The organism is Rhizobium ruizarguesonis, assembly GCF_012349115.1.
Lineage (GTDB): Bacteria > Pseudomonadota > Alphaproteobacteria > Rhizobiales > Rhizobiaceae > Rhizobium > Rhizobium ruizarguesonis.
The window spans coordinates 1-11,882 of the sequence record NZ_PQIG01000137.1 but is presented as its reverse complement, the minus strand read 5'-3'; the positions used below and the strand labels follow the sequence as shown (position 1 = coordinate 11,882).

Here is an 11,882-nt window from a genome sequence, read left to right as displayed (position 1 = left end):
CGTAAACGGGGCGAAGGGGATATGCCGCGACCTCTCCGTTCCCCGCCCACCTCTCGCAGGGCACGTCCCCTCGCCCCGTTTTACGGGGAGAGGGTTAGGGTGAGGGGCGGATATTTTCTCGGCATTTCGAACAAATCAGCTCTCAAAGTGATTATGTAAAAAAGCCGCGTCGCCACACAGCGCAAAGCGATGGGAACGCTCACATCCCTTTAAAAAAAGAATAATTCGACGGCAGGGCTTCACTCCCTATTATGTGGAGCCCTATCTAGGGGAGTAAGTGTACTCCTGAACGCATGCCCATTGGAGCCATACCATGACCACCGATCTCCTGACGCTTTTCGATGCCGATGAAGCGACGATGCGCAAACACGTCGCCGAGGCCCTGTCCGGCGCCGATGACGGCGAACTGTTCATCGAGCATGCGCAGGCGGAAGCGCTGACCTTCGACAATGGCCGGCTCAAGGGCGGCAGCTTCAACACCGAACAGGGTTTCGGCCTGCGCGCCGTTGCCGGCGAAGCGGTCGGCTATGCCCATGCCGGCGATCTCTCGGTGGCGGCGCTGAAGCGGGCGGCCGATGCCGTCGGCGCGGTGACACGCGGCTATTCCGGTTCCTATGCGGCAGCCCCCCAGGGCACCAACAAGAAATTCTACAGCGACGAGAACCCGATCGGCCAGCCGAGCTTCGAGGAGAAGGTCAAGGTCCTGCAGGACATCGACGCCTATCTCAGGGGCAAGAACGACAAGGTGCGGCAGGTGACGGCCTCGGTCGCCGCAAGCTGGCAGGTCGTCGACATCCTGCGTGCCGACGGGCATCGTGTGCGCGACATCAGGCCGATGACGCGCATCAACATTTCGGTGATGGTCGGCGAAGGCGATCGGCAGGAGAGCGGCTCCTATGGCCACGGCGGGCGCATCGGCTTCGGCGACTTCATCGCCGAGGGCAGCTGGCAATACGGCGCCGACGAGGCGCTGCGCCAGGCGCTCGTCAATCTCGAGGCGATCGATGCACCGGCGGGCACGATGGACGTGGTGCTCGGTTCGGGCTGGCCGGGCGTGATGCTGCACGAGGCGGTCGGTCACGGGCTGGAAGGTGATTTCAACCGCAAGAAAACCTCGGCATTCGCCGGCCTTCTCGGCCAGATGGTCGCCGCTCCCGGTGTCACCGTCGTCGACGACGGCACGATCGACAATCGCCGCGGCTCGATCACCATCGATGACGAGGGTACGCCGTCTGCCTACAACGTGCTGATCGAAAACGGCAAGCTCGTCGGTTATATGCAGGATCGGCAGAATGCCCGGCTGATGGGCATGGCGCCGACCGGCAACGGCCGCCGCCAGGGTTATGCCCATGTGCCGATGCCGCGCATGACCAACACTTATATGCTCGGCGGCGACAAGACGCCCGAGGAGATCATCGCCTCGGTGAAGAAGGGCATCTACGCCGTCTCCTTCGGCGGCGGCCAGGTGGATATCACCTCCGGCAAGTTCGTCTTCGGCTGCACCGAGGCCTATCTGATCGAGAACGGCAAGGTCGGCGCGCCGATCAAGGGCGCGATGCTGATCGGCAACGGTCCGGATGCGATGAAGCGGGTGTCGATGATCGGCAACGACATGAAGCTCGATACCGGCATCGGCAACTGCGGCAAGGCCGGCCAATGGGTTCCCGTCGGCGTCGGCCAGCCGCATCTGCGCATGGATCAGGTGACGGTCGGCGGCACCCAGACCTGAGGCAAAAGGATTCTGTGATGGCGGACATCGAAATCAGGACCTTCACAGCCGATGACGCCGATGCCGTGCTTTCGGTGATCCTGCCGATCCAGCGCGAGGAATTCGGCATCGACATCACCGCGGATGCGCAGCCGGATCTCCGGGTCATCCCGGATTTCTATCAGTCCGGCAAGGGGCAGTTCTGGGTTGCCGTCAAGGATGGCGCCATCGTCGGCACGGTCGGGCTCAAGGATATCGGCAACAACCAGGCGGCGCTGCGCAAGATGTTCGTCACAGCTGCGGTTCGCGGCCACGAGCATGGCGTCGCTGCGCGGCTCCTCGATCGCCTCTTTGCCCACGCCAGGGATGCCGGCATCACCGATATCTTCCTCGGCACGACCGACAAATTCGTCGCCGCGCATCGCTTCTACGAGAAGAACGGCTTTACCGAGATTGCCAAGAGCGCCCTGCCCCGCTCCTTCCCGCTGATGGCGGTGGACAGCAAATTCTACCGCCATAAGGTCGGCTGACTTAACCTTTGGGAAGATCGTGATGCGGCTGAACACGAACAGCCTCGCCTAAAGCGACTATGCCATCGTCCGAAAACCGCCGCACGTTTTGGCCGCCCTGCATCAGTTCTTCGACGTTTGCGCCGGCTGAAACAGCCACTTCCGTTCGATCGCGGCGGCAAGGTCGATATCGTTGCGTCGGGCGAAGAGCAGGAGGTGGCCGAGAACGTCGGCGGTCTCGTCGGCAAGGTCTTGCTGCATATCTTCCGGTGAACGCCCCTTTGCACGGCCGCGCCCGGTCAGCCGGTTCCAGGCCTGTGTCAGCTCGCCCATTTCCTCCTGCAGTTTCAGAAGGAACCAATCGGCATCACGCTCAATGCCGTTGGCGGCGACATGGGTGGAGGAAGAAATTTCGAACTGATCGGCGAGACGGCGCAGCATGGACGTTCTCCTTTTGTTTTTGGAGGAGACGCTGATTCCCAACAATTGTCCAGAACGGGATTGTCCAGAGTGCCGGGCGGCGATCAGCCGCGATCCGGCAGCAGCACGCAGTCATAGGAGCGCTGCTTCAACGCATCGCAAGCCGAGACGGCGGCATCCTTGCTGGCGAATCCGACGAAGCGAGCGCGATAGATCTTGTTGGCCCCCTGCCCGACCGCCTCGGTATAGGGCGAAGCGGAAACGAGTGGCGCCCCGGCTTCCGACTTCGCCTGGGCCAGAAGCGCGCGCGCCGCGTCGGCGCTGGGAGCGGCCGAGATCTGGATCTGCCAGTCGCCATTGGTCCTCTCTGCTGATGTCTTCGGTGTCTTGCCGGCGTTCAGGATCTCATCCATCGCGACCGGACGATCCAGCGGCACGACGGCGTCGTCGGCATAGGCCAGGCTCTTGGCTGCGAGATCGTCGGCCGGGCGCGGTGCGTTGAGCGGCACCGGAACATCGGACGCGTCAGCGGCGGACGCGACTTCGACAGCTTCCTTGGCGCCGACGCTCGCCACCAGCTTTGCGCCGCCGGAAGACGAAGCACGGCCGAGATAACGGTCGAGCAAACCAGCCATCTTGTCGTCGCGGCTGCGGGCGGTGCGGCCGCCGAGCACGACGCCGACCACGCGGCGGTTGCCGTCCCGTACGGCGCTAACGAGGTTGAAGCCGGAGGCGTTGGTATAACCGGTCTTGATGCCGTCCATGCCCTGGTAGCGGTACATGAGATTGTTGTGACCGCGCACGGTCCGGCCGCGGAAATTGAAACTTGCCGTCGAAAACAGCCGATATTCGTTCGGATAATTCTTCATCAAGGCGACGGCGAGCGTCGACATGTCACGCGCCGTGGTGACCTGGCGGCCGTCCGGCAGGCCGGAAGCATTGACGAAGACGGTGCGGCTCATGCCAAGCTGGCGGGCCCTGGCCGTCATCATCCGGGCAAAACCGCTTTCCGAGCCGGCGAGCTTCTCGCCCATGGCGGAGGCGGCATCATTGGCGGATTTGACGATCATACCATAGACCGCCTCGCGCACGGTGATCGTGCCACCCGCCTTGACGCCAAGCTTGGTCGGCGGCCGTGCGGCGGCGTATTTCGAAATCCTGATCGGGGTGTCCCAGGCGATCTTGCCGCGCTTCAATGCCTCGAAGGTGAGATAGAGCGTCATCATCTTCGTCAGCGAGGCCGGATGGTTCAGCGTATCGGCGTTTTCGGCGGCGAGAACTTTGCCGGTCCGGGCATCGAGGATCAGCGAAGCATTTCCGGCAAGGGCCGCAAGAGGCGCCGAAACGGCAAGCGTCACGGTCAACACAGCCGCCAAAAGCTTTCTCATGCACTTTCCCCTCATACCCTGGCCCCTCATACGCTGGCCCCTCATACGCTGGCCCCTGATGCGCAGCCCTCGATGCAGGCTTTCGGTCAGACCGGCATTTGTGCCGTAATGTGACAGAAGCCGTAAGTTTGGCGCGACTTTGAGGCAACGCCTATCATTTTTCTAGTCTTTTCATCACCTTGGTTAACAGGAAATCAAAGACCTGTTCCGAACAGGGATTCAGCAAGGCTTAAGTCGCACTTGCTAGTTTCCGGCAAAGGCAAGGAACGGGCGCCGCATGACGGGACAATTCAAGCGACTGGCAAAACGCGCAGCGATCGGCGCCGGGCTCGAGCTTTCCTGGCTGCTTGGCTCGGCCGGGCTGATGCGCGAAGCGCGCGGGCGCGGTGTCGTCTTCACGCTGCATCATGTCCGCCCGGACGTGCCAGAGGCCTTCGAACCGAATGCGCATCTCGAAATCACCCCGCGTTTTCTCGATGCGGCGCTGCAGCGGCTGAGGCGGCAAGGCTATCGTTTCGTGCCGCTCGGCGAGGTGCCGGCGCTGCTGGCAGAGCCCGAGGGCGCACAGCCGTTTGCGGCCTTCACGCTCGACGACGGATACAGCAACAATCTGGAACATGCGCTGCCGGTGTTCGAGCGGCATCAGGCGCCGTTCACGGTATTCGCAGCCAAGGGTTTTGCCGAGGGCTCTCACAGCATCTGGTGGGAGACGCTGGCGATCCTCTTGCGCCAGGCGCCAGAAATCCGCTTCGATTTCGGCCGCGGCATGGAGCGCCTGGTGCTCGACAGCCCGCAGCGGCAATGGCATGCCTTCGACCGCTTTGCCGCCTATATCCACCGCTTCGACGAGGCGCGCGCCGTCGCCGCCATCGATCTGCTGGCGCGGGAAAATGGCATCGAGCCGACGGATATCGTCCGCGAACTGGTGATGGGGCCTGGTGAATTGCAATGGCTCGCCAGCCATCCGCTCGCAGCGCTTGGCGCCCATACGATCAGCCATCGCGCGCTCGCCCGCCTGCCGGAAGCCGAAGCGCGAATCGAGATGCAGGCCTCGGCGGATTACCTCGAGGCGGTGACCGGCATCCGTCCTGAGACGATCGCCTATCCCTACGGCACGCCGGAGGCTGCGACCGCCCGCGAGGCGCGCATCGCACGCAATCTCGGCTTTACCCTCGCGGTCACCACGCAACCCGGGCTGCCGGCAGCGAAGCTCACCGGCTATCTCCCGCGCATTTCGCTCAACGGCTTCTACCAGAAGCGACGCTACGTCTCGGCACTGGCCTCAGGCATACCGCTGAAGCTGATGGGCCGGTAAAGCCCGTTACGGATACATCCGCACCTTGTCCCATTCACCTTCCGGTGATGGCCGGCGGAATTCGACCCGGTCGTGCAGGCGGAATTTCTGATCTTTCCAGAATTCGATCGAGGTCGGCCGGATGCGGAAGCCCGACCAATGGGCGGGGCGCGGAATCTCGCCGATGGCATAACGCGCGGTATATTCAGCCACGGCCTTTTCCAGCGCGAAACGGCTTTCGAGCGGACGGGATTGTTTAGAGGCCCAAGCGCCGATGCGGCTGCCGCGCGCCCGCGTCTTGAAATAGTCGTCCGCTTCGGCATCGGTGACGATCTCGACGGGGCCGCGCAGCCGCACTTGGCGGCGCAGGCTTTTCCAGTGAAAGCACATGGCAGCCTTTTTCTGGCCAAGAATTTCGCGGCCTTTCTGGCTCTCGAAATTGGTGTAGAAGACGAAACCGTCGTCGTCGAATCCCTTCAGGAGAACCATGCGGACATTCGGAAGACCATCCTCATCGACCGTCGCCAGCGCCACCGCATTGGGGTCGTTGGGCTCGGAGGCCTCCGCTTCTTTCAGCCATTCGGCAAAGAGCTTGAAGGGCTCGCCACTTTCGGTAAAGTCACCGCTTGTTAACTCGTTTGCCGACATATTGGTTCAAATGCCCCGGATTATTCAAAACTCGCCCAGCTTTTGATAACTGGACAGGATGCAGGGTGGAAGTCATAACAAAGTCATCTCGCCATTCAAGGGGCCTGCGGCGACGCAGCCGCGCGTTCTTCGTCATCGGCACCGCGATGTTGTCGCTTTCCGGCTGCGTCGGCGGCGGCATGGATTTTTTGAGTGACGCCAAGGTCGACCGGTCGGTGGCAACCGGCACCGTGCCGCAAACGCCGCCGAGCACCGACACGCTTTCCGACGAGATGACCGTGCGCAATGCCGTGACGTCGGCCGACGTGCAAAGGCTCGAGGGCCAGCCGCTTCCCTGGGCAAATGCATCGACGGGCAGCGCCGGTGTCATCGATACGATCGTCGAGAATAACGAGTCCGGCCAGGTCTGCCGCCAGTTCCGCACGACCCGCCATTCCTATGTCGGCATCGCCAAATTCTACGGCAAAACCTGCCTCGTCGGCGGCGGCAACTGGCAGCTTCTGAGCTTCCAGCCGGAAAGTTGATCCGGCGGGAGAACTGAGCCTCCTAGGTCGTGTGGTCGAATGCTGCTTCTCCAAACTCAAGCAGTTCAAAAGAGTCGCAACGCGCTTCGAGAAAACGGCGAGAAACGACCTCACCGTCGTCACCATCGTAGCAACCGTCCTATGGATCAGATAACAGCCCAGGCCACCTAGAGCGCCGCGCGTCTTCTAAGACGCGCCAAGGACGCTCTATCACTTTGAATCCGCGCATAATCCTTTCCGAAAATCGATTCCGATTTTCGGGGTTATGCGCTAGAGAGAAATAGCTTGGCCCACACCCAGGCGCTTGGCCTCGCGGTAAGCGAGGTCGGCTGCCACCATATCTTCCATGGCGACGCCCATGGCCTTGTAGATTGTGATCTGCTGATCTGACGTCCGACCTGGTCGCTGCCCCAGCAACATCGCGCCAAGATCGGTGCCTGCCTCGGGATCAATATTTGCAAGTTCGCAGCAGCCCACCGGTGTTGGCGCGAACGAATCCCGCGTCTCAACAAAGAGGGTGCCGCGAGCCATCAAATCGATCGGAAGTTCGCCGCCGGGGGGCGCGACACCAACCGAGGACACGTGCGTTCCTGGTTGAACCCATTCTGCCGATATTGCGGGGACATAGGAGTGCGTCGCGAGGCACACAACATCTGAAGACCGTATCGCCGCCTCGAGGTCCTCGACGGCAGTGATGCCTGAATGACGTGAAGCCAGCGCCTGCGCATCAGCAAAATCTTTAGAGAACACTCGAATTTCCTGGAAATCGCGAACGAGCGGCAACAGGTGAAGGTGCTGGCTGGCTTGAACGCCCGCGCCCACGACGGTCGCGACCTTGGCATTGCACCTGGCGAGTTCTCGCACTGAGAGGACGGCAACCGGACGTGCGTACGGCCGTGATGTAGGTGCCATCCATAATGCAAACAGGCATTCCTGTTTCTGGATCGAAGAGATGTATTGTTGCGAGGTGACTGGGCATGCCCCGGGCGATATTGCCTTCGAACACGTTGACCAGTTTTACGGTCAAATGCATTCCCTTCATCCAGGCCGGCATCGCCAACGAATAGCCTGCATTCGGAATATCGAGTTGTGGCCGCGCTGGATTGACGACACGACCGTCGGAGAGCGCTTTGAACCCGTCCGCTAGCGCGTCGAGCAGCTTGCGCAGGTCGATGCATGTTTTGACCTCCGCTTCGCTCAGCGAGAGAATCTTGATCTCACCTTTGGTGTGAGTGCTTAAGGCAGGTTGGGTTCTGTGCATGATGTTGCTTGCCTTCGTCTGGTTGGGGTTTAGTTCTTTTCCAACCGTATTCCGGCAAACGGCGCGACGAAATATAGTAATTTCGACTTCTTTGCGTGATTATCGCGCATTCCAACCCAGGAAAGTGTGAATCAGAAATGAGTGACTTGGACCGTGTCGATCGGATGCTGCTCGGGCTATTGCAAGAAGATGGTCGCCGGACTGTTCTTGACCTCGCCGAACGCGTTGGATTGTCACCCACGGGCGCATCCCAGCGCATCAAGCGGCTTTTCAGTGAAGGCTTTATCCGCGCTGTGCGGGCTGTGCTCGAGCCTTCAAAGATCGGACGTGGCACGCTCGTCTTTATCGAGGTAAGGCTCGATCACACCGCGCCGCACGTCTTCGACCGCTTTGCAGAGGCTGTTGCGAAGGCACCCGAAATCATCGAATGTCATATGGTGATTGGTGGCTTCGACTACCTGGTCAAAGCACGAATAGCTGATATGGCGACGTTTCAGGAATTCCTGCAGCGGGTCATTCTGCCACTTCCTGGCGTCAGGGAAACCCACAGTTACGCATCAATCGGTGATGTGAAGCCTGACGCATTGTTGCCGCTTTGACACCTCCGATTTTCCGGACCGGTTGAGACTGGAAATTCCAGTCTAGACGGAGTTTTCGGCATGAAAGTCGAAGTTCACGGAGGTGCAGATCGCTTTCATTGCGGCAAACCGGGGAGCAAACGCCGGTTCCCGTGGTCTGTCGGTAGTCGCGCGTCGCCGCCATCGCCTTATCGATCAGACAAGTGTCCACGCCACCTAAGGCTAAATTCAAACCATTACCGCGTCCCTTTGCGCGTTCGAAATGACGCATAGCGCCGTCGCCAACAGGTTAACGCGCGACCGCTTTCTGCCGAGTGCTTAGCAAAGAGCTAACCATTCGCCGCGAAACACCCCACATGTCTGCCCAGAAATAACAAGTGATTAGCAACTCCGCCGCAGGATCGGCGTTGAGAGTGGCTGTTCCTGCCTTTGTAGCGGGTGGCGCCACACAGGTTTTATTGGACGGGGATGCCGGGCAAGGACGAGGCTTGCCGCATCGCAACACCGGCGGTTTTAACATGCGCGATCCTTACAAAATTCTGGGCGTCAAGCGCGACGCGGCAGTAGACGAGATCAAGGCGGCTTGGCGCAACATGGCCAAATCAGCCCATCCCGACCACAATCAGGACGATCCGACAGCGACGGCCCGGTTCGCCGAGATCGGCCGCGCCTATGAAACGCTGAAGGACCCGCGCAAACGTAGCCTGTTCGACAATGCCCTGCGGATGGCCGAAGCCAAGAAGCACGAACAGACGATCATGCAGCAGCGCCAGGCCGCCCGCGAGGCAGCCGTGCGCGCCAAGGCGGCGCAGGCCAATGCCGAGCGCGTGATGGAAGAGCTGGCGCGCGCCGCCCAGAAGGCTGCCGCTGACGGCTCCAGGCAACAGGCAGGTTCCGCTGAGGCGGCCGACGAGATGGTGGATCGCATTTTCGGCGCCCAGGCCCGCGCGGCTGCCGGCGGCCAGGCGCAGGGTCGCGCCCAGCAGACGCAATATCAGCAGGCCCAAAATCAGCAGACACAAAACGCCCAGGGCGACGCCGGCAAGCGCATGGATGGCGATCCCGCGGAGGCAGACACCAAGGGCGACGAGGAACCAGGCGAAGCCGCAGCCAATGCCGCCGCCAACCTGTCGCTGCCGCTCAGCATCCTGACAAACCTGGTGCGCCGTTTCACCGGCGCCAAGGATACCGGCCTCGAAAAGGCACCGGATGAGGTGACGACGGCGACGGTCACGATCGACGACGTGTTGAAGAGCAGCTGGATCACCGCGTCATTGCCGGAGGGCCGCGAAATCGGCTTCGCATTGCCGGCAGGCACGACCGACGGTCACGAGATCAGGCTCAAGGGACAGGGCTTCAAACTGCCGGGCATGCAGCGCGGCGACGCCGTCATCAACATTCGCATCGCACCCGATCCGCGCTTCACGGTCGATGGTTTCGATCTGCACGCCGTGCTGCCGCTCAGCATCGAAAATGCCGTGCTCGGCACCGAGGCGCGCATCGAAGGGCCGAGCGGCCCGCTGAACGTGACGATCCCGGCATGGTCCGGCTCGGACAAGACGATCCGGGTTCCCGGCCAGGGATTGCCGCGCGATGAGGGTGGCAGAGGCGATCTGGTTGTCGAATTGCGCATTATCTTGTGGGAAAAACCCGACGACAAAATCACCGATCTCATGCGGAGCATGCGCGAAGGCCTGTTCCTATGAAATTTTTATGACATTCGCACCCTTTATTACGATCCCTAACAGTTGATGATCCCGGCCAAGCTTGAACCGATTAACGGCCTATGCCATAGGCAGGATCGATCAGAATCCTAGGGAGCGAAATATGGCTCAAGCATCCGGCCTCATGGCAGGCAAACGCGGCGTCATCATGGGTGTCGCCAACAATCGTTCGATTGCGTGGGGTATTGCCAAGGCCATTCATGCGCAGGGTGGAGAAGTCGCGTTCACCTATCAGGGCGATGCGCTGAAGAAGCGTGTCGAGCCGCTCGCCGCCGAAATCGGCGCGACGCTCGTCGGCCACTGTGACGTCGCCGATGAAGCCACCATCGATGAGGTTTTCGAGAACGTCGAAAAGCTGTGGGGCAAGATCGATTTCCTCGTGCATGCGATCGGCTTTTCCGACAAGGACGAGCTGACAGGCCGCTACGTCGACACCTCGGCCGACAATTTCGCCAAGACGATGCAGATCTCCGTCTATTCCTTCACTTCGGTCGCACGCCGCGCCGAGAAGCTGATGACGGATGGCGGCGCCATGCTGACGCTGACCTATTACGGCGCCGAAAAGGTGATGCCGAACTATAACGTCATGGGCGTCGCCAAGGCCGCGCTCGAAGCCAGCGTCAAGTATCTCGCCGTCGACCTCGGCCCGCAGAACATCCGCGTCAACGCCGTCTCGGCCGGACCGATCAAGACGCTTGCCGCCTCCGGCATCGGCGATTTCCGCTATATTCTGAAGTGGAACGAATATAACGCGCCGTTGCGCCGCACCGTCACCATCGAGGAAGTCGGCGATGTCGGCCTCTATCTCCTGTCGGATCTCTCGCGCTCCGTCACCGGCGAAGTGCACCATGCCGACAGCGGCTATCATGTCATCGGCATGAAGGCGGTCGACGCGCCCGACATTTCCGTCATCAAGGACTGATTTCTCCATATGGATGCGAGACCGTGCTTATCTACGTGATCAGACACGGCCAGACCGCCTGGAATGCCGAGCGCCGCCTGCAGGGTCAGAAGGATATCCCGATGAATGCCACGGGCCTGGAACAGGCCCGGCAGAACGGCATCGCGCTTGCCGGCATTCTCGGCGACACGATCGACCAGTTCGATTTCGTCGCAAGCCCGCTCCAGCGCACGCGCGCGACGATGGAAATCATGCGCACCGCCATGGGCCTACCGCCGCTGGCCTATCGCACCGATCCGAGGCTGGTGGAAATTTCCTTCGGCGACTGGGAGGGCTCGACGCTCAAGGAGCTGAAGGCGACGCAGCGCGAGCGGGTGGCGGAACGCAACGCCTCGAAATGGGATTTCATCCCGCCCGGCGATGACGCGGAAAGCTATGAAATCCTCTCCTGGCGCACCGGCTCATGGCTGAACTCCGTCGATCGGCCGACGGTCTGCGTGACGCATGGCGGCGTCATCCGCACGCTGTTCCAGACGATCGCCGACCTGCCGAAAAGCACGGCTGCCGAAGGCGCGATCCCGCAGGACCGGATCATCCGGATCGAAACTACTGAGCGGACGATCGCCTGGCTGTAGGCATTGCAGGGCGTTCAGTAAGGTCGGATTGGGAGAGGAGCGGGTTGTCGGCCAGGAGATTGCCGAGACCTGCCCCTCATCCGGCTGCCGCCACCTTTGCCTGGGTCGAGCCACGGGTCTCGACCCGTCCTTCAGACCCCCGCTCGCGGGGCGAAGGGACCATGCCGCGACCTCTCCGTCCCCACTCGCTCTCGTAGGGCACGTCCCCTCGCCCCGCGAGCGGGGAGAGGGTTAGGGTCATATGCGCTAGGTTTAGCCCTGGACATAAGGAATCTGGTTGTGATTCAAGCTT

Annotated in this window: 11 protein-coding genes and 2 pseudogenes; 9 read left to right on the top strand and 4 right to left on the bottom strand. The window is 61.3% G+C overall.

The window, feature by feature from the left end:
- Window positions 1-313: 313 nt before the first annotated feature.
- On the top strand, window positions 314-1,729 hold the full coding sequence (tldD, locus tag C3Y91_RS36190) for a metalloprotease TldD (RefSeq protein ID WP_024324009.1): 1,416 nt from the start codon (window positions 314-316) through the stop codon (window positions 1,727-1,729).
- 17 nt (window positions 1,730-1,746) lie between these two features.
- Window positions 1,747-2,238, top strand: a complete 492-nt coding sequence (locus tag C3Y91_RS36185) for a GNAT family N-acetyltransferase (RefSeq protein WP_024324008.1) — start codon at window positions 1,747-1,749, stop codon at window positions 2,236-2,238.
- A gap of 102 nt (window positions 2,239-2,340) precedes the next feature.
- On the opposite strand, the gene C3Y91_RS36180 is transcribed toward C3Y91_RS36185, so the two are convergent.
- Both C3Y91_RS36180 and C3Y91_RS36175 read right to left on the bottom strand, forming a co-directional pair.
- A complete protein-coding gene (locus C3Y91_RS36180; RefSeq protein WP_024324007.1) occupies window positions 2,341-2,658 on the bottom strand; it encodes a nucleoside triphosphate pyrophosphohydrolase family protein in 318 nt (105 codons plus the stop codon).
- A gap of 83 nt (window positions 2,659-2,741) precedes the next feature.
- Window positions 2,742-4,025 (bottom strand): D-alanyl-D-alanine carboxypeptidase family protein, encoded by a 1,284-nt coding sequence (locus C3Y91_RS36175; RefSeq protein WP_024324006.1) that lies wholly within the window; start codon window positions 4,023-4,025, stop codon window positions 2,742-2,744.
- Window positions 4,026-4,302: 277 nt separating this feature from the next.
- On the opposite strand from C3Y91_RS36175, the gene C3Y91_RS36170 reads away from it, so the two are divergent.
- On the top strand, window positions 4,303-5,340 hold the full coding sequence (locus tag C3Y91_RS36170; RefSeq protein WP_024324005.1) for a polysaccharide deacetylase family protein: 1,038 nt from the start codon (window positions 4,303-4,305) through the stop codon (window positions 5,338-5,340).
- 6 nt (window positions 5,341-5,346) lie between these two features.
- On the opposite strand, the gene pdxH is transcribed toward C3Y91_RS36170, so the two are convergent.
- The gene (gene pdxH / locus C3Y91_RS36165) at window positions 5,347-5,967 is read right to left on the bottom strand and encodes a pyridoxamine 5'-phosphate oxidase (protein ID WP_012756311.1); all 621 of its coding nucleotides are present in this window, start codon (window positions 5,965-5,967) and stop codon (window positions 5,347-5,349) included.
- A gap of 65 nt (window positions 5,968-6,032) precedes the next feature.
- Between pdxH and C3Y91_RS36160 the strand changes: the two genes are divergently transcribed.
- Both C3Y91_RS36160 and C3Y91_RS36155 read left to right on the top strand, forming a co-directional pair.
- On the top strand, window positions 6,033-6,491 hold the full coding sequence (locus tag C3Y91_RS36160) for an RT0821/Lpp0805 family surface protein (protein ID WP_024324004.1): 459 nt from the start codon (window positions 6,033-6,035) through the stop codon (window positions 6,489-6,491).
- A gap of 34 nt (window positions 6,492-6,525) precedes the next feature.
- A pseudogene (locus C3Y91_RS36155) lies at window positions 6,526-6,645 on the top strand (IS5/IS1182 family transposase); the annotation flags it as partial.
- A 116-nt stretch (window positions 6,646-6,761) separates the two neighbouring features.
- On the opposite strand, the pseudogene C3Y91_RS38640 reads toward C3Y91_RS36155, so the two are convergent.
- Window positions 6,762-7,752 (bottom strand): annotated as a pseudogene (locus C3Y91_RS38640) (ornithine cyclodeaminase family protein).
- Window positions 7,753-7,889: 137 nt separating this feature from the next.
- On the opposite strand from C3Y91_RS38640, the gene C3Y91_RS36145 reads away from it, so the two are divergent.
- The 4 genes from C3Y91_RS36145 (at window position 7,890) to C3Y91_RS36130 (ending at window position 11,590) form a co-directional block, all read left to right on the top strand.
- Window positions 7,890-8,351 carry an Lrp/AsnC family transcriptional regulator gene (locus tag C3Y91_RS36145; RefSeq protein ID WP_024324002.1) on the top strand — a complete coding sequence of 154 codons (462 nt, stop codon included), beginning with the start codon at window positions 7,890-7,892 and terminating at the stop codon, window positions 8,349-8,351.
- A 467-nt stretch (window positions 8,352-8,818) separates the two neighbouring features.
- Window positions 8,819-10,036, top strand: coding sequence for a J domain-containing protein (locus C3Y91_RS36140; protein ID WP_174827223.1), 1,218 nt, complete (start codon window positions 8,819-8,821; stop codon window positions 10,034-10,036).
- A 121-nt stretch (window positions 10,037-10,157) separates the two neighbouring features.
- Window positions 10,158-10,976 (top strand): enoyl-ACP reductase FabI, encoded by an 819-nt coding sequence (gene fabI / locus C3Y91_RS36135; RefSeq protein ID WP_018067977.1) that lies wholly within the window; start codon window positions 10,158-10,160, stop codon window positions 10,974-10,976.
- A 23-nt stretch (window positions 10,977-10,999) separates the two neighbouring features.
- Complete coding sequence (locus C3Y91_RS36130) at window positions 11,000-11,590, top strand: histidine phosphatase family protein (RefSeq protein ID WP_024324000.1); 591 nt, start codon at window positions 11,000-11,002, stop codon at window positions 11,588-11,590.
- The last annotated feature ends 292 nt before the right edge of the window (window positions 11,591-11,882 follow it).